Below are 16,690 nucleotides of genomic sequence, written 5' to 3'. Positions count from 1 at the left end.
TACCGGAGGCGTTAAGAAGGGGCCCTTCCTTACGCCTACAGCAATCGGCGGCGGAAACGCCACATCACGGCGGCGTTGGCGACCAGCACCACCGCGCAGATCGCCCCGGCCAGCCGTCCGACCAGTACTGTCATCGCCGGTAGCGAGGCCCACAGCACGATCGTCAGCAGCATCATGTACCGGCCCCGGCGTCCCTTTATCCGGCTGTCCAACCGGGCGAAGAACCGAGGGTCGCTCTCCCGCAGACGGCGGGTGATCTGTTCGAACCTGCGCTGATCCTCTTGGCTGAGCATGGCGGTGCCTTCCCCTCACGGCTTCAGCGGTTCGGCGGCATACCCGGATCGGAGGGCGGTCACGCGCCGCCGCTGCTGCTGTTTCGCCGGACCGGACAGGCGGAACGAGGTTCTCAGCGCAGGCTTATCCGTACCTTAAGTTTCGGTGAGGCGGTGAACGCCCCCGGCGGCGTCGCCGGGCTGCGAAACCTCGCGTTCGGGCGGTGCGTGACCGGATCGGCCCTGCTCCGGAGGTCGCCGCGCACTCGCCGCCCCGCCGGGTCCTCCGCGGCGGGCCTGAGCACCGTCTTAAGTGCGCTCACGGGCGCGTCCGGCGTGCCTTGAGCGGCCGGGACGGCCTGGCTACTTTCCCGTAGGCAACTTCTCCGGCAACCGTCGCCGCCCCTGCGCCACCCGACCCCCCCGGGTGGCAGGCGTGCCGGCACTCGAAGAAAACGGGATAGGTACATGGCCGACCTGAACGTGCCACCGCGTCGACCCCGGGACGACCGCGGCTGGGACGGATACCAGCACCCCCATCCGGACGGGTACCGCGACCCGCACGCCGCGCCGTACGCCGGCGCTCACCCCGGCGCCGCGCCGGGCCCGCAGTGGGTCGGACCGGACGGCTTCGCCCCCGCCGCCGGTGGCTACCCGCCGCAGGGCGGCTTCCCCCAGCAGGGCGGCTACGCCCAGCCCGCCGGCGGGTACGGCCCGCCGCCCGGCCCGGGACTGCCCACGCTGGACGACGACGGCGACGAGCCGCCGAACCGGGGTCGCCGCCGCGCGCTGGCCACCCTCGGTGGGGCCGCGGTCGTCGCCGGTGGCGCCGCCTTCGCGCTGTCTCCGCAGGTACGCGGACTGTTCACCGGTGACGCAGCGGCCGGTGACGCCACCGGCACCGTCACCACCGACGGCAACGCGGCGCGGCCGAGCGGCCAGCAGCCCAGCACCGTGCGGACCTACACCGAGCAGAACGAGAGCTACATGGGCTCCCGGGCGGGCGAGGCGCTCAAGCGCAACGCGCCCACCGGCGGCCGGCTCTACGGCAGCCCGGCCGCCGCCGCCGAGGCGACCAAGGTGACCGTGAAGACGGTGCTCGCCAAGGATCCGATCCGGCACCTCGCCACCCGCACCACGTTCGGCGCGACCCCGAAGATGCTCGCCGACATCAAGCGGCTCGGCATCGACGACTGGCTGCGCCAGCAGCTCGAACCGGAGAAGATCGCCCCGACGAAGGCCGAGCTGAAGCTGGCCGAGCTGCAGTCACTCAAGCTCAGCCCGACGCAGCTGCGCGACCAGCGCGAGCAGCTCAACGAGAAGGGCGTCGACCCGGCCCGGGAGACGGTGGACGCCACCATCGCCCGGCAGATCTGGTCGGACCGGCAGCTGTTCGAGGTGATGGTCGACTTCTGGAACGACTTCCTGCACGTCGCCGCCGACTTCGACGGCGGGGAGAACTACCGCAACGCGTTCGACCGGGACGTCATCCGCAAGCACGCGCTCGGCAGCTACCCGGAGATGCTCGTCGCCGCGAACAAGCACCCGGCGCTGCTGCTCTACCTGAACCAGGTCGACTCGCGCAAGGACGCGGTCAACGAGAACCTGGCCCGGGAGAACCTGGAGCTGTACTCCGTCGGCGTCGACGGTGGCTACACCGAGAAGGACGTACGCCAGGCCGCGCTGCTGCAGACCGGACGCGGTGTCGCCGACGGCAAGTACAAGTTCTTCGCCGAGCGGCACTACCTCGGCAAGGTGAAGATCCTCGGGTTCAGCCACGCCAACAACTCCGACGATCCGGTGGCCGCCGACAAGGTCATCGACTCGTACATCCGCTACATCGCGACGCACCCGTCGACCGCCCGGTACGTGGCGCAGAACCTCGCCACCCGGTTCGTCTCCGACACCCCGCCGAAGTCCGTGGTGGACCGGCTCGCCAAGGCGTACACCACGAACAAGGGGCAGATCCGCCCGGTGCTGGCGACGCTGTTCAGCTCCTCGGAGTTCTGGGCCGCGGTCGGCCAGAAGGTACGCCGCCCGATGGAGTACCTGGTCGCCACGTACCGGGCGCTCGGCGTCTCGCCGGACGCGGCCCCCGGCTACTCCGGCGACAATCGGCGGACCCCGTTCGCGCAGGGCCTGCGGCAGATCCAGGACAAGATGCGCGAACTCGGCCAGTACCCGATGGGCAAGCCCACCCCGGACGGCTACGCCGACGTCTACCTGGCCTGGACCTCGGCCGGCACGATGATCGATGGCTGGAACGAGGCGGGCGACCTGATCGCGGGCTACCGCAAGCAGTTCACCTTCGCCAAGCCGGAGAAGCTGGTGGCGAAGCCGCCGGCCACCGCCGGGGCGTACGTGGACGCGCTGGCCCAGCGCCTGGTGCACCAGAAGCTCAGCGCCAAGGAGAAGAAGCTCGTGCTCGCCGTGGCCGGGGTCGCCGAGAGCGCCAAGGTCGACGCCACCTTCAACGGGGCCATCGCCGCTGTCGCGCGGACGATCCTCGCGTCCCCCCAGCACCACCTCCGGTGAGGCATTCGATGGAGATGACCGTGAACCCGTACCCCCTGCACCCCGAATGCCCCGACCTGCGGCGGCTGGCCGACAACCCGGCCGAGGCGCTGCTGCGCGCGGAGGCGGACATCGTCGCGGCCGAGAGCGCGGCCGAGGCCGACCGGTACCGCCGGCTGGAGGAGATCGAGGAGGCGCAGCAGGACGGCCGGGGCGTCACCCGCCGTACCTTCGTCGCGGGCGCCGCGGCCACCGCGACCGCGCTGGCGACGGCCCAGTTCGTCACCACGTCGGCGTCGTTCGCCGCGACCAAGACCGGCACGCTGATCCACGTCTTCCTCTACGGCGGGCTGGACGGGCTGAGCCTGGTCGCCCCGGCGAGCGACCCGGTGCTCACCAAGGCCCGCCCGGACCTGCTGCTCGGCGAGGACTCGCTGGCGCTGGCCCGCGGCTTCAAGCTGACCAGCGCGTTCGCGCCGCTGGAGAAGTGGCTCAAGGCCGGTCAGCTCGGCTTCGTGCCGGCCGCGTCCGACCCGCGGCTGTCCCGCAGCCACTTCCAGGCCGCCGACGCCTGCAACCTGGGCGGCCTGCCCGGCGAGACCGGCGGCCGGGGCTGGCTGGACAGCCTGGTCGACGCGCTCGGCAAGGGCACCGCGTTCCGCAGCGTCGGCATCGGCAGCACGCTGCCGCGCTCGCTCGTCGGCGTGAACGGCGCGATCTCCCTCAACAGCGTCGGCGACCTGCGGCTCAACGGCGACGACAAGTTCCGGGCGGCCACCGAGAAGGCGATCCGCGGCCTGTTCACCGGCATCAACCACCCGGTGGAGGAAGCGGTCATCGAGGGCATGGGCGCGCTCGCCACCGCCCAGAAGCTCGCCGCGAAGCCGTACGCCGCCGCCGAGGGCGTCGAGTACCGGGGCGTCGGCAACTCGTTCAAGCAGCTCGCCCAGCTCATCAAGGGCGGCGCGAACGTGCGGGTGGCCACCGTCGGCATGGGCGGCTACGACACCCACGAGAACCAGGGCACCCGCGAGGGCGGCCAGCTCTGGCGGCGGCTCAACGAGCTGGCCGCCGCGATGGCCGCGTTCTTCACCGACCTGGGCGACCAGGCGGCGGACGTGACGATCATGGTGTCCAGCGAGTTCGGCCGCCGGGTCGCCTCGAACGGCGGCGGCACCGACCACGGCCACGGCGGCGTGGTCACCGTGCTGTCCGGCCGCAAGCTGGCCAGCTCGCTGCTCGGCACCTGGAACGGGCTGGACAAGTTGGACAGCGGCGACGTGCCGGAGTACAACAACATGTTCAACGTCTACGGATCGGTCGCGCAGGGCCGCTTCGGCCTGACAAACGCCGAGGTGGACAAGATCTTCCCCCGGCAGAAGTTCACCCCGGTCAAGATCTACGCGTGACGTACCAGGAAACCCGCGCCGCCGGCCGTCGTACCGGGCACTCCGCCCCGTACGGCGGCCGTCCGGCTGCTCCCGTACCCCCGGCTCGTCCGCGCCGCGGACCCGGCGCCCGGCGGACGCTCGCCGCGCTCTTCTGGCTCGGGCTGGTCGCCGCGGTGGTGCCGTGGTGGCTGGACACCCCGGCCGGGTCGCTCACCGACACCGCCGACCTGCTCACCGCGGGCGGCCGGATCACCGGCCTGATCGCCGGCTACCTGCTGCTGGTCCAGGTGCTGATGATGAGCCGGCTCGGCGTGCTGGAACGCGCGCTCGGCGGCGAGCGGATCTCCCGGCTGCACCGGGACCTCGGCGCGACGCTGCTGGTGGCGGTGCTCACGCACATGTCGCTGCTGGTGGTCGGCTACTCCCGGCAGGAGCGCAACTCGGTGCTCGCCGAGGTCGGCGTGCTGCTGACCGACTACGAGGACATGATCACCGCGTTCGCCGCGGCCGGCGTGCTGGTCACCGTCGCGGTCACCGCGGTACGCGCGGTGCGCCGCCGCCTGCCGTACGAGCTGTGGCACCTGCTGCACGCGGCCAGCTACCTCACGCTGCTGCTCGGCTACGCGCACCAGTTCAGCAACGGCGCGCAGCTGCACCAGCCGGGCCTGGTGCGTACCGGCTGGATCGCCGGATACGTGCTGGTGGTGGCAGCGCTGGTGTGGGGCCGGGTGCTCGCGCCGCTGGCGTTCAACCTGCGGCACCGGCTGCGCGTCGCCGACGTCGTGGCGGAGAGCCAGGACACCGTGTCGGTCTACCTGACCGGGCAGCGGCTCAACCAGATCGACCTGCTCGGCGGGCAGTTCTTCCGCTGGCGGTTCCTCAACCCCGGCTGCTGGTGGCAGTCGCACCCGTTCTCCGTCTCCGCCGCCGGCAACGACAGGTGGCTGCGGATCACGGTGAAGGTCGTCGGCGGGTACACCGCCGAGCTGCGCGACCTGACGCCGGGCACCCGGGTCTGGGCGCAGGGTCCCTCCGGCACGTTCACGGCCGCGCACCGCACCCGGGAGCGGACGCTGCTCATCGCCGGCGGCAGCGGCATCGCCCCGCTGCGGGCCATGCTGGAGGAGCTGCCGCCCGGCGCGGCGCTGATCTACCGCGCGAGCACCCCGGCCGACGTGCTGCTGCACCAGGAGCTGGACTGGCTCGCGCAGGCCCGGCAGACCTCCGTCTGGTACGTCGTCGGCCGCCGTGACGACCCCGGCCCCCGCCAGGTGATGAACCCGGAGGGGCTGCGCCGCCTGGTGCCCGACCTGACCCGGCGCGACGTCTACCTGTGCGGCCCGGGCGGCCTGGTCGACGAGGCGGTCGCCGCGCTGCGCGCGGCCGGCGTGCCCCGCCGCCAGATCCACCTGACCGCGTTCGAGCTGTAGGAAAGGCACCACCATGCGTCGCGCGCTCCTCGCGATCACCGGACTGGCCGCCGGCACCACCGCGCTCGTGGTGCTCAAGGGCGCGCCGGGCAGTGGGCAGACCCTGCCGGACGCGCCGGTGGCGCTGGCTCCGGTCGCCCCGGGCGGCTCGGCCGCGCCCGAGCCGCCGTCGCCCACCGCCGCCGCGTCCGGCAGCGCCACGCCGTCGTCGCGCGCCTCGGCGAAGCCCACCCCGAAGGCATCCGCCGACCGTAGCCCGGCCAGCCGGGGCGGCACCCGTACCAGCACCGCACCCGCCGCGCCGCGGACCACCACCAGCGCGCCGAAGGTCACCACCCGCACGGTGACCGGGCCGTCGGTCACCTACGAGTACGGCTCACTGCAGGTGCGGATCACGCTCAGCGGCAGCCGGGTCGTCGACGCCACGGCGATCGGACTGCCGCTGGGCGGGCAGTCCGGGCAGCGCAGCGACGACGTGCAGGCCCGCTACAGCGGCACGTCCGGTGAGGTGGTGGCCCGGCAGAGCGCCAACCTGAGCACCGTCTCCGGGGCCACGTACACCAGCACCGCGTACAAGCAGTCGTTGCAGGCCGCGCTGGACAAGGCGTGACGGTTCGTTCCGGCCTGCGCCGGGTCGAGCACGTCATGGGTACGGCGATCAGCCTGGACCTGGCCGACGACCTGCCCCCGGGGACCCTGCACGAGCTGGCCGAGGACACGTTCGGCTGGCTGCGCGAGGTGGACGCGCGGTTCAGCACGTACCGGGACGACAGCGAGGTGTGCCGGATCGACCGGGGCGAGCTGCGGCCCGCCGACGCCTCCGCCGACCTGCGCGCCGTGCTGGCGGCCTGCGCCGACCTGTGGACCGCCACCGACGGGTTCTTCGACGTGTACGCGACCGGGCGGCTCGACCCGTCCGGCTACGTCAAGGGCTGGGCGGCACAGGTCGCCTCGGACCGGCTGGTGGCCGCGGGCTCGCCGAACCACTGCGTGAACGCGGGCGGCGACGTGCGGGTACGCGGCCACGACGCGGCCGGACAGCCGTGGCGGATCGGGGTGCGGCATCCCTTCGACGCGGCGGCGACCTGTCTGGTGCTGACCGGCACCGACCTGGCGGTCGCCACCTCCGGCGTGTACGAGCGCGGGCACCACGTGCTCGACCCGCGTCGAGGCGTACCGGCGAAGGGCTTGCGCTCGGTCACGGTGGCGGGCCCGGACCTGGGCGTGGCGGACGCGTACGCGACAGCCGCGGTGGCCATGGGTGAGCCGGGCCTCGCCTGGCTGGACCGCCTGCCGTCCCCCTGGCAGCACGCCGTGGTCACGGAGGAAGCCCACCTGCACCACTCCCGCGCCCTCCCCACCATCCCCACCCCAGCGCGATGATCAAGGAGTTTGTGTCCGTTTAGCCCGCGCTGGAGGACACAAACTCCTTGATCAACGGCATCGGCGGGGGTGAGGGGTGAGGGGGGTCAGCGGAGGGGGCGGTGGAGGATGGCTGGGCGGGAACCCGTCGGGCGGGGGCGGCCGGGGCGGACGCCCAGGGGACGGGTGAAGGCCCACGGGTGCACACGGCGGCGGGGCCGCGCCGGCTCGGTGCCGCCGGTGTGGCGGGCCGCGTCGTCCCTGGACATCCTCAAACCCCCGCTCCGGCGCGCACGCGCCCTCGCCAGGTTCAACGATTCCGGTGCCGGGGAGGTCGCTGTCGGCCACCCGTCCGGGGCGGACGGGTGGGTCAGCGGCCCCGCCGGGGCAACGGGAGGTGGCCGGGGAACAGGTCCGCGCCGAGCGTCACGCCGGCCGCGTGTAACGCGGCGATCAGCGCGTTCTGCACCAGGTACGAGTCGGGCAGTTGCCAGCGGGCCTGCTCCGGGGCGACCGCCCAGCGCACCGTCCCCTCGGGCAGCCGGGTCGGCGGGGCCGGGATCCACGAGCCGGGCCCGTGCCGCACCACGTGGAAGCAGTGCTCCAGTTCCGGGCGCAGCGGGTCGCCGGGGCGGACCAGGAACATCCAGCGGCCGGTCGGGGTGACCAGCGCCGGGCCGCGTACGCCGGGCCCGGCGGGATGGGTGGCGACCGCGTCCAGCACCTGCCGGCCCAGGTGGGCGGCGACCTCGAGGACGTCGAACGCACGGCCGGTGGGCAGCAGGACGCCGTGCGGGCGGCTGCGCCACCAGGTGGCCACCCGGGCCGGGTCGGTGCTGGCGGCGTGCTCCCAGTCCTCCAGGGCGGGGTGGCAGCCCACCGTGGGGCAGCCGGCCCGGCCGCAGACGAAGCGGCTGTTGGCCAGGCAGGCGCCGGGCGTGACCGGCCAGCCGTGCAGCGCGTACCGCACCGCGACGCGGCGCAGGCGGACCCGTTCCAGCGGGGACAGATGAGCGACGCGCGGCCGGACATTCCTCCACATGTCTGACATCCCCTCTCGTCCCGCGAAACCGTCCACATGCCACACGTCGAAAGCCGTCACTGCCGAAACTCACGCTCGTTGTGGTGACTAACGGTCGGTGCAACTTGCACGAAAACTACGAGAACTGGCTGGTCGGTGGACGCACAACCTGTGCGATCGGGGCAAGCCTGGGGGACGTGGGGGGACCGGCCGGCGCCGTGAGGGGGAGGGAGCAGGGATGGACGAACTACCCATAGGCCGGCGGGTGGCGTACTGGCGGAGCCGGCGCAAGATGTCCCAGCAGGTCTTCGCCGACCGGCTCGGCAAGTCCAAGAGCTGGGTGGACAAGGTGGAGCGTGGCGTCCGCCGGCTGGACAAGTTCTCCGTCCTCTACGAGATCGCCGACATCCTCCAGATCGACGTGCAACTGCTGCACGGCAAGGACCCGGAGCGGCGCACCGACGCGCTCAACTGCATCGACCAGGTCGAGGTGGAGGAGATCCGCACCGCCCTGGAGCGGTACGACTCGATGAGCGCCTACTTCGACGCGGCGCCCTTCCCGCCGCCGCTGGCCGACATGCGCAAGGCCGTCAACCACGCCTGGCTGACCTACCAGTACGGCCGGTACGGCATGCTCACCCGCGCGCTGCCGAAGCTGCTGCGCGACGCCCAGGCGGCGGACGCCGGCTACGCCGCCGACGAGCAGGTACGCGAGGCCGCCCACCTGCTCGGGCAGGTCTACCAGATCGCCTCCTCGGTGCTGCGCAAGCTCGGCGAGTGCGACCTCGCCTGGCTGGCCGCCGACCGGTCGATGGCGGTGGCCCAGCGCGCCGACGACCCGCTGCTCGCCGGGATCGCCACCACGAGGGTCTGCAACGCGCTGGTCGCGATGGGCCGTCCCCGCCCCGCGCTGGAGCTCAACGTGCGCATCGCCGGCCGGCTCGCGCCCGGCGGCGACAACGACGTGCGGCCCGAACGTCTCTCCGTCTACGGCATGCTGCTGCTCCAGGGCGCGATGGCGGCCGCCCGGATCGGCGACTCGGCGACGGTGGACGACCTGCTCGCCGGCGCCGACGAGGCGGCCAAGCTGCTCGGCGGCGACCACAACCACTACTGGACCTCCTTCGGCCCGACCAACCTGGAGCTGCACCGCGCCGCCGCGGCCGTCGAGCTGGGTGACGGCGGCCGGGCGGTGGAGACGCACCTGCGGCTGTCCGAGCCCGCGTTCAACGCGCTGCTGCCGGAGCGGCGCGCGCACCACCTGCTCGACCTGGCCCGGGGCTACTCGCAGATCGGCGACGTGGCGAGCGCGGGGGACATGTTGCTGCGCGGCGACCGGCTCGCGCCGTCCGAGATCCGGTGCCGGCCGATAGCGCACGAATTGATGTCCGAGATTCTCCGTCGCACACGTGGTGCGCCGCCTCAGCCGATCGCGGAGTTGGCTGAGCACATGGGAGTCGGAGTATGAGCGGTCCGGAGACCGCGAGCGAGCACCGGCGGGTGCTCTACGTCATCGCCTGCGGTTCGCCGCTGGCCCGTCACGTCGGCCGGCTGGTCGACCTCGCCCAGCGGGAGGAGTGGACGGTCTGCGTGGTCACCACGCCCGACGGCGCGAAGTTCGTCGACCGGGCGGCCCTGGCCCGGCAGACCGGCCACCCGGTCCGTACGCACTACAAGAACCCGGGTGACCTGGACGTGCTGCCACCGGCGGACGCCATGCTGGTGTGCCCGGCGACGGTCAACACGATCAACAAGTGGGCGGTCGGCATCACCGACACCCTCGCGCTCGGCCTGCTGGTCGAGGCGCAGGGGATGGGGGTGCCGATCGCTGCCGTCCCGTACACGAACGAGGCGATGGCCGGGCACCCGGCGTTCCGGGCCAGCCTCGACCGGCTGGCCGGGTGGGGCGTCCGGGTGGTCTTCGGCGACCACGTCGTACGCCTGCATCCGCCCGGCACGGGGGAGCGGCGCGCGGACGCCTTCCCCTGGGACGCCGGCCTGGCCGCCCTGCGCGGCGCGGACCGGCCGGTCGCCCCGGTCGGCTGACGGTGTGAGCGTGGCTCCCGGCGCGCCCGGGAGCCACGCCCGACGGCGGTCGGCGTGTAGCGGCCCGGACGCCGGTAAGCTGGCCGCCCGTGAGCACAACCGTCGCCGACGTGGTGGCCGCCCTGGACCGCCGTTACCCGCCCGCCTGGGCCGAGGAGTGGGACCGGGTCGGCCTGGTGGTGGGTGAGCCCGACCACCCGGTACGCCGAATCGCCTGCGTGGTGGACGTGGTCCCGGAGACCGTGGACGAGGCCCTCGAAGCCGGCGCGGACATGATCGTCGCGCACCACCCGCTGCTGCTGCGGGGCGTCTCCTCGGTGGCCGCCACCACGTACAAGGGCCGGATCGTGCACCGGTTGATCAAGGCGGACGTCGCGCTGTACGTGGCGCACACGAACGCCGACGTGGCCGATCCCGGCGTGTCCGACGCGCTCGCCGCCCGGTTCGGGCTGACCGGGCTGCGCCCGTTGCACCCGCCCCGCCCCGGCTCGCCCGCCGCCGGGCCCGGCCGGGGCATCGGCCGCATCGGCGAGCTGCCCGAGCCGATGACGCTCGCCGAGCTGACCCGGCTGGCCGCCGCCGTGCTCCCGGTCACCGCCTGGGGAGTTCGCGCCGCCGGGGATCCCGGGCGTATGGTTCGTACCCTCGCCGTCAGCGGCGGCTCGGGGGACGGCTTCCTCGCCGAGGCGACCGCGGCCGGGGTGGACGCGTTCCTCACCGCGGACCTGCGTCACCACCCGGCCGGGGAACACCTCGCCGCGGGTGGCCCGGCGCTGCTGGACGCCGCCCACTGGGCGACCGAGCGACCCTGGCTGGACGACCTGGCCGCCCACCTGGCCGGCGCGCTGGGCGTCGAGACCGTGGTGTCCGACCTGGACACCGACCCGTGGACCGTGCACGCCGCCGCGCCCCGGCCGGACGACAAGGAGCCCCGACGTGAAGGCTGACCCGAAGGTGCAGCGCCGCCTGCTCGACCTCCAGGCGATCGACACCGCGCTGGCGCAGCTCGCGCACCGCCGCCGCAGCCTGCCGGAACGCGCCGAGCTGGAGGCCCTGGCGCGTGAGCTGTCCGCGCTGGAGGACGAGCGGGTCCGCGCCCAGGTGGCGGTCGACGACCTGGACCGGGACATCGCCCGGATCGAGAAGGACGTCGACCAGGTGCGGGCGCGCAAGAACAAGGACGAGGCCCGGCTGGCCTCGGGCAGCGGCCCGGCCCGCGAGCTGGAGGCCCTCCAGCACGAGCTGGTCTCGCTGAACCGCCGGCAGAGCGACCTGGAGGACGCCGAGCTGGAGCTGATGGAGCAGCGGGAGACCGCGCAGGGCGTGCTCGACGGCATCGAGAGCCGGCTCGCCGAGGCCCGCGAGCGCCGCGCCGCGACCGAGCAGCGCCGCGACGAGGCCCTGGCCGAGATCGCCAAGGAGGAGGACTTCAAGCGCACCGCCCGCCAGCCGCTCGCCGGTGACCTCCCGGCGGACCTGGTCGGCCTCTACGACAAGATCCGTGAGGACACCGGGCTGGGCGCCGCGCTGCTGACCGGGGGCCGCTGCGGCGGCTGCCGGCTGGACCTGTCCGGCGCCGACCTGGCTCGCATCCGCAAGGCCGACCCGGACGACGTGGTCCGCTGCGAGGACTGCCGGCGGATCATGGTCCGGACCAACGAGTCGGGGCTGTAGCCGCCGTGGCGGTGCGCGCGGTAGTGATCGAGGCCGACGGCGGCTCCCGGGGCAACCCGGGCCCGGCCGGTTACGGCGCCGTGGTCCGGGACCCGGAGACCGGCGAGGTGCTGGCCGAGCGGTCCGAGTCGATCGGCACCGCCACGAACAACGTGGCCGAGTACCGGGGCCTGATCGCCGGGCTGGAGGCCGCCGCCGAACTGGGCGCGGCCGAGGTCGAGGCGCGGATGGACTCCAAGCTGGTGGTCGAGCAGATGTGCGGCCGCTGGCAGATCAAGCACCCCGGGCTGCGCCCGCTCGCCGCCCAGGCCGCCGGGCTGGTCGGCCGGTTCACCGCCGTACGCTTCACCTGGATCCCCCGGGAGCGCAACCGGCACGCCGACGCGCTCGCCAACGCGGCCATGGACGCCGCCGCGTCCGGCGCCGCGCCGGAGGCGAAGGCCGAGGCGCGGGAGGCGGCGCTCGTCCGGGCCACCGGCACCGACCCGGCCACCACGCCCGCCTCCTGGGAGCCGCGCCCGACCGAGGAGGCCACCCGGCTGATCCTGGTCCGGCACGGCGAGACCGAGCGCACCGTGTGCAAGCACTACTCCGGCCGGGGCGACGTGCCGCTGACCGAGCGGGGCCGGGCCCAGGCCCGGGCCACCGCAGCCCGGGTGGCCGCGCTGGCGCCGTCCGTCGCGGCGGTGGTCAGTTCCCCGCTGTCGAGGTGTACGGCCACCGCCGAGGCGATCGCCGCGCGGGTCGGCAACCCGCCGGTACGCACCGACGACGACCTGATCGAGTGCGACTTCGGCGTCTGGGAGGGGCACACGTTCGCCGAGGTACGCGAGCGCTGGGCGGCGGAGCTGGACGCCTGGCTCGCCTCCACCCGGGTCGCCCCGCCGCAGGGCGAGTCGTTCGTGGCGGTCGCCGAGCGGACCGGGCGGGCCGTCGACCGGCTGCGGTCGGCGTACCCGGGGGAGACCGTCGTGGTGGTCTCCCACGTCTCGCCGATCAAGCTGGTGCTGCGCGACGCGCTCGCCGCCGGCGACGCGTTCCTGCACCGGCTCTACCTGGACACGGCGGGCATCTCGGTGCTGGACCTGTACCCGGACGGCGGCGTCGCGGTCCGCTCGGTGAACGACACCTCGCACCTCACGGACGCCTGACGGCCGTTCGGCGCATGCCGGCGGCCGTTTGGCGCATCGACATCACCCGATCGGACGTGACCCCCGTCACAGGGTCGTAGCCTCCGGCCGTCACATGGCCCGCTACGAATGCCCGGAGGGGTGTCACATGTCCGAACCGGAACCGGAGGCGCTCGACACGGCGCGATCCAGGGCGAAGGACAAGAGTCCCTGGAACTGGTTGCTCTTCATCCCGATCGTGGTGCCGCTGATCCCGGCGCTGTTCAACGCCGACTCACCCCGGCTGTTCGGGTTCCCGCGGTTCTACTGGCTGCAACTGGCCTGGATCCTGCTGGGCGTCGGCACCACCACGCTGGTCTACCAGATGACCAAGAAGCGGGGTGACCACTGATGTGGCGGGACCACCTCACCGAGATCATCGTCTTCACGCTGTTGTTCCTGCTGGTCAGCGCCATGGGCTTCGTGGCGGCCCGGTGGCGCAGACCGACCGACATGGCCCACCTGGACGAATGGGGGCTGGGCGGGCGCAGCTTCGGCGGCTGGATCACCTGGTTCCTGGTCGGCGGTGACCTCTACACCGCGTACACGTTCGTCGCCGTCCCGGCGCTGATCTTCGGGGCCGGCGCGGCCGGCTTCTTCGCGGTGCCGTACACGATCGTCATCTACCCGCTGGTGTTCCTGGTGCTGTGCCGGCTCTGGTCGGTCTCGCACCGGCACGGCTTCGTCACCCCCGCCGACTTCGTCCGCAACCGGTTCGGCTCGCCGATCCTGGCGCTGCTGGTCGCGATCACCGGCATCGTCGCCACCATGCCGTACATCGCGCTGCAACTGGTCGGCATCGAGGCGGTGCTCAAGACCATGGGCGTGACCGGGGACAGCGCGCTGGCCCGGCACCTGCCGATCATCATCGCGTTCGCGATCCTGGCCGCGTACACGTACCAGTCCGGGCTGCGCGCGCCGGCGCTGATCGCGTTCGTCAAGGACTCGCTGATCTACATCGTGATCCTGGTCGCGGTGATCTGGCTGCCGTACAAGCTCGGCGGCTGGGGCGCCATCTTCGACGCCGCCGACGCGAAGTTCCAGGCGTCACCCGCGCCTGGCGACGGCATCCTGCTCAACCAGAACAACCAGATCCAGTACGTGACGCTGGCGTTCGGCTCGGCGCTGGCGCTGTTCCTCTACCCGCACAGCATCACCGGTGTCCTGGCCAGCCGGAACCGCGACGTGATCAAGCGGAACATGTCCGCGCTGCCCGCGTACAGCCTGCTGCTGGGGTTGATCGCGCTACTCGGCTACATGGCCATCGCGGCGAACGTGAAGCCGCTGCCGGGCGCGAAGGAGGGCACCACCGACGGCAACACAGTCGTGCCGCTGCTGTTCGACCAGCAGTTCCCGGACTGGTTCGCCGGGGTGGCGTACGCCGCCATCGGCATCGGCGCGCTGGTCCCGGCGGCGATCATGTCGATCGCGGCGGCGAACCTGTTCACCCGCAACATCTACAAGGAGTACCTGAAGCGCGACGCCACCCCGGCGCAGGAGGCGAACGTCTCGAAGATCACCTCGCTGGTGGTGAAGGTCGGCGCGGTGGCCTGCATCGTCTTCCTCGACCCGCAGTTCTCCATCGACCTGCAGCTCATCGGCGGCGTGATCATTCTGCAGACGCTGCCGGCGGTGGCGCTGGGCCTCTACACCCGCTGGTTCCACAGGGGCGCGCTGATCGCCGGCTGGGCCGCCGGCATGGGCCTGGGCATGTGGATGCTCTACCAGATCGGCAACCCGGCGACCGGCAAGAAGCACTTCGCCGGGTCGGCGTTCCCGCTGGAGAAGTTCGGCTTCGACACGCCGAAGACCATCTACGTGGGCATCGTCGCGGTGCTGGTGAACCTGGTGGTGGCCGCGCTGCTCACGCTGGTGCTGCGCGCCGCGAAGGTGGCCGACGGCCCCGACCACACCACGCCGGACGACTACTTCGCCGACGAGGACGACCCGCGCGTGACGCCCTCCGCCGACGCAGCCCGCGAGCCCGTGGCATGAAAGGAAGGGCCCCTTATTAACGCCTCGTGCATTGAAAGGGGCCCTTCCTAACACCCTCAGCGGCGGCGGGTGCGCGCGTCGAGCGCCTCGTTGAGGCGGTGCAACATGTCCGCGAGCGTCTCCCGGTCCGCCTCGGGCCAGGCGGCGAGGATGTCGCCGTACAGCCGGGTGCGGGCCGCCCGGACGGCGGCCATCCGCTGGAGCCCGGCCGCCGTCGCGGAGATCACCGTGCCGCGCCCGTCGGCCGGGTCGGGGGTACGCGAGATCAGGCCGTCGCGCTGGAGCGCGGAGACCTGCCGGGTGACTGTGGAGCCGTCCAGGCTCAGCCGTGCGGCGAGCGCCGAGACGTTCTGCGGGCCGGCCGCGTCCAGGTGGCGCAGGATCACGTACGCGGCGCGGTCGAGCAGCCGGTGCTCCATCGTGCCGGTGCCCCGGCGGGTGGCCTCGCCGAGCCGCATTAGCAACGCGACCTCGGTTTCGATCCGGCCGAGGGTGACTTCGGTGCCGTGGACGTCCTCGCTCATAGCTGTATGATACAAGAAAATTACCTGTACAATACAGCTATCTGGGAGGTTGCGGAGTGGATCGCCGATCCGAGCCCAACCGCAGTGCCATCTACGCCACCACGCTCGTCGCGTTCCTCGCCATTGCCGGCATCGCCGTCGTCGACCCGATCCTGCCCGCCATCGGCGAGGCGATCGGCGTCACCGCCTGGCAGGTCGAGCTGCTCTTCACCGCGTACATCGCGGTCATGGCCGTCGGCATGATCCCGGCGACGCTGGCCAGCGGGCGGTTCGGTTTCAAACCGGTGCTCGTCACCGGCGTCTCCGTCGTCGGCCTCGCCGCGATCCTCGCCTCCTTCAGCAACGACATCGTGCAGCTCTCAGTGCTGCGCGGCGTCTGGGGCCTGGGCAACGCGATGTTCTTCGCCACCGCCATGGTGGTGCTGGTCAACCTCGCGAACGACAGGGAGTGGGTGGTCGGCCTGTTCGAGACCGCCCTCGGGCTCGGCTTCGCCGTCGGCCCGCTCATCGGCGGCCTGCTCGGCGAGGTGAGCTGGCGGCTGCCGTTCTTCGTCTGCGGCGTGTTCATGGTGCTGGCGCTCGGCGTCGCCGCCCGCAAGCTGCGCGAACCGGCGAACAAGCAACCACCGGTACGCGTCGGCCAGATCTTCGCCACCTACCGCAAACCCGCGTTCGTGACGCTGTGCGTGGTCACCGCCGCGTACAACTTCGTCTTCTTCGTCGTACTCGGCTACACGCCGCTGTTCCTGCGCCTCGACGTCATCCCGCTCGGCCTGGCGTTCACCGGCTGGGGCCTCGGCCTCGCCGCCGGCATCCTGCTGATCGGGCACCGGCTGGCCCACCGCATCGGCGCGGTGCAGACCGTCGGCGTCGCCCTGCTCGGCCTGCTGGCCTGCATGGTCGCGTTCGCCACCTCCACCGGCACCGCCATGTCGCTCGTCGTACTCGTCGTCGCCGGCCTGTTCATGGGCCTCGCCAACGCCAACCTGACCGACCTGGCACTCGGGCTCGGCTCCGCCGACCGGCGCGTCGCCACCGGCGCGTTCAACCTGGTGCGCTGGGGCGCCGCCGCACCCGCGCCGATCATCTCCGGCAAGCTGGCCGAACACGGCCTCGCGCTGCCGTTCTGGGTCGGCTTCGCGGTGCTCGCCGCCGGCGTGCTGGTCTACCTCGCGTTCGGTCACCTGATGGCGGCCGGCTACGGCGAACGGGTCATCTGGAACCGGGCCGCCCGCCGTGCCGAGCACGCCCCGGAGGAGCCGGTGGGGGAGGCGTACTGACGCTCCGGTCTT

General features: G+C 72.7%; 16 protein-coding genes. 13 read left to right on the top strand and 3 right to left on the bottom strand.

Translation table 11 applies throughout. The annotated features are described in order from the left end of the window. Nucleotides 1-35: 35 nt before the first annotated feature. Nucleotides 36-293: a DUF3040 domain-containing protein gene (locus tag PVK74_RS13475; protein ID WP_043329246.1), complete on the bottom strand. Its 258-nt coding sequence runs from the start codon at nt 291-293 to the stop codon at nt 36-38. 447 nt (nt 294-740) lie between these two features. Between PVK74_RS13475 and PVK74_RS13470 the strand changes: the two genes are divergently transcribed. Genes PVK74_RS13470 through PVK74_RS13450 form a run of 5 tightly spaced genes read left to right on the top strand, consistent with a single transcriptional unit; the run spans nt 741 to nt 6,990 of the window. Then, nucleotides 741-2,807 (top strand): DUF1800 domain-containing protein, encoded by a 2,067-nt coding sequence (locus PVK74_RS13470; protein WP_274479141.1) that lies wholly within the window; start codon nt 741-743, stop codon nt 2,805-2,807. Between the two features lie 14 nt (nt 2,808-2,821). Continuing rightward, nucleotides 2,822-4,195: a DUF1501 domain-containing protein gene (locus tag PVK74_RS13465; RefSeq protein ID WP_223201459.1), complete on the top strand. Its 1,374-nt coding sequence runs from the start codon at nt 2,822-2,824 to the stop codon at nt 4,193-4,195. Then, nucleotides 4,192-5,607, top strand: coding sequence for a ferredoxin reductase family protein (locus PVK74_RS13460; protein WP_210886934.1), 1,416 nt, complete (start codon nt 4,192-4,194; stop codon nt 5,605-5,607). Before PVK74_RS13465 ends, PVK74_RS13460 begins: the two co-directional genes overlap by 4 nt. A gap of 13 nt (nt 5,608-5,620) precedes the next feature. Next, complete coding sequence (locus tag PVK74_RS13455; protein ID WP_064448262.1) at nt 5,621-6,217, top strand: FMN-binding protein; 597 nt, start codon at nt 5,621-5,623, stop codon at nt 6,215-6,217. Between the two features lie 35 nt (nt 6,218-6,252). Then, the gene (locus tag PVK74_RS13450; protein WP_274479276.1) at nt 6,253-6,990 is read left to right on the top strand and encodes an FAD:protein FMN transferase; all 738 of its coding nucleotides are present in this window, start codon (nt 6,253-6,255) and stop codon (nt 6,988-6,990) included. Between the two features lie 349 nt (nt 6,991-7,339). Here PVK74_RS13450 and PVK74_RS13445 read toward each other — a convergent pair whose 3' ends face one another. Beyond that, nucleotides 7,340-8,011, bottom strand: a complete 672-nt coding sequence (locus PVK74_RS13445; RefSeq protein ID WP_064448263.1) for a bifunctional DNA primase/polymerase — start codon at nt 8,009-8,011, stop codon at nt 7,340-7,342. A gap of 217 nt (nt 8,012-8,228) precedes the next feature. Here PVK74_RS13445 and PVK74_RS13440 point away from each other — a divergent pair, with 217 nt between their 5' ends. The 7 genes from PVK74_RS13440 (at nt 8,229) to mctP (ending at nt 14,874) form a co-directional block, all read left to right on the top strand. After that, nucleotides 8,229-9,458 (top strand): helix-turn-helix domain-containing protein, encoded by a 1,230-nt coding sequence (locus tag PVK74_RS13440; RefSeq protein WP_069088946.1) that lies wholly within the window; start codon nt 8,229-8,231, stop codon nt 9,456-9,458. Further along, nucleotides 9,455-10,036, top strand: a complete 582-nt coding sequence (locus tag PVK74_RS13435; protein WP_030504216.1) for a flavoprotein — start codon at nt 9,455-9,457, stop codon at nt 10,034-10,036. Before PVK74_RS13440 ends, PVK74_RS13435 begins: the two co-directional genes overlap by 4 nt. Before the next feature lie 110 nt (nt 10,037-10,146). Beyond that, entirely contained in the window at nt 10,147-10,983 is an 837-nt protein-coding gene (locus PVK74_RS13430; RefSeq protein ID WP_210872708.1) for a Nif3-like dinuclear metal center hexameric protein, read from the top strand. Next, nucleotides 10,973-11,710: a zinc ribbon domain-containing protein gene (locus PVK74_RS13425; protein WP_274479140.1), complete on the top strand. Its 738-nt coding sequence runs from the start codon at nt 10,973-10,975 to the stop codon at nt 11,708-11,710. Before PVK74_RS13430 ends, PVK74_RS13425 begins: the two co-directional genes overlap by 11 nt. Nucleotides 11,711-11,715: 5 nt before the next feature. Then, nucleotides 11,716-12,861 (top strand): bifunctional RNase H/acid phosphatase, encoded by a 1,146-nt coding sequence (locus PVK74_RS13420; RefSeq protein ID WP_210869239.1) that lies wholly within the window; start codon nt 11,716-11,718, stop codon nt 12,859-12,861. 127 nt (nt 12,862-12,988) lie between these two features. Beyond that, nucleotides 12,989-13,231: a DUF3311 domain-containing protein gene (locus tag PVK74_RS13415; RefSeq protein WP_043329258.1), complete on the top strand. Its 243-nt coding sequence runs from the start codon at nt 12,989-12,991 to the stop codon at nt 13,229-13,231. Continuing rightward, nucleotides 13,231-14,874, top strand: a complete 1,644-nt coding sequence (gene mctP, locus PVK74_RS13410) for a monocarboxylate uptake permease MctP (RefSeq protein ID WP_069088949.1) — start codon at nt 13,231-13,233, stop codon at nt 14,872-14,874. Before PVK74_RS13415 ends, mctP begins: the two co-directional genes overlap by 1 nt. A gap of 56 nt (nt 14,875-14,930) precedes the next feature. On the opposite strand, the gene PVK74_RS13405 is transcribed toward mctP, so the two are convergent. After that, complete coding sequence (locus PVK74_RS13405; protein WP_064448268.1) at nt 14,931-15,398, bottom strand: MarR family winged helix-turn-helix transcriptional regulator; 468 nt, start codon at nt 15,396-15,398, stop codon at nt 14,931-14,933. A gap of 56 nt (nt 15,399-15,454) precedes the next feature. On the opposite strand from PVK74_RS13405, the gene PVK74_RS13400 reads away from it, so the two are divergent. Beyond that, on the top strand, nt 15,455-16,678 hold the full coding sequence (locus tag PVK74_RS13400; protein WP_210886942.1) for an MFS transporter: 1,224 nt from the start codon (nt 15,455-15,457) through the stop codon (nt 16,676-16,678). Nucleotides 16,679-16,690 lie beyond the last annotated feature (12 nt).

Source organism: Micromonospora chalcea, assembly GCF_028768405.1.
Classification (GTDB): domain Bacteria; phylum Actinomycetota; class Actinomycetes; order Mycobacteriales; family Micromonosporaceae; genus Micromonospora; species Micromonospora chalcea.
Note: the sequence above shows the minus strand (reverse complement) of the source record. Positions and strands in the feature narration are given on the sequence as shown.

Excerpts from the sequence above, each read along its gene's own strand:
- PVK74_RS13475 (WP_043329246.1), bottom strand. The coding sequence starts at position 293 with ATGCTCAGCCAAGAGGATCAGCGCAGGTTCGAACAGATCACCCGCCGT.
- PVK74_RS13470 (WP_274479141.1), top strand. The coding sequence starts at position 741 with ATGGCCGACCTGAACGTGCCACCGCGTCGACCCCGGGACGACCGCGGC.
- PVK74_RS13465 (WP_223201459.1), top strand. The coding sequence starts at position 2,822 with ATGACCGTGAACCCGTACCCCCTGCACCCCGAATGCCCCGACCTGCGG.
- PVK74_RS13455 (WP_064448262.1), top strand. The coding sequence starts at position 5,621 with ATGCGTCGCGCGCTCCTCGCGATCACCGGACTGGCCGCCGGCACCACC.
- PVK74_RS13450 (WP_274479276.1), top strand. The coding sequence starts at position 6,253 with ATGGGTACGGCGATCAGCCTGGACCTGGCCGACGACCTGCCCCCGGGG.
- PVK74_RS13445 (WP_064448263.1), bottom strand. The coding sequence starts at position 8,011 with ATGTGGAGGAATGTCCGGCCGCGCGTCGCTCATCTGTCCCCGCTGGAA.
- PVK74_RS13440 (WP_069088946.1), top strand. The coding sequence starts at position 8,229 with ATGGACGAACTACCCATAGGCCGGCGGGTGGCGTACTGGCGGAGCCGG.
- PVK74_RS13435 (WP_030504216.1), top strand. The coding sequence starts at position 9,455 with ATGAGCGGTCCGGAGACCGCGAGCGAGCACCGGCGGGTGCTCTACGTC.
- PVK74_RS13415 (WP_043329258.1), top strand. The coding sequence starts at position 12,989 with ATGTCCGAACCGGAACCGGAGGCGCTCGACACGGCGCGATCCAGGGCG.
- mctP (WP_069088949.1), top strand. The coding sequence starts at position 13,231 with ATGTGGCGGGACCACCTCACCGAGATCATCGTCTTCACGCTGTTGTTC.
- PVK74_RS13405 (WP_064448268.1), bottom strand. The coding sequence starts at position 15,398 with ATGAGCGAGGACGTCCACGGCACCGAAGTCACCCTCGGCCGGATCGAA.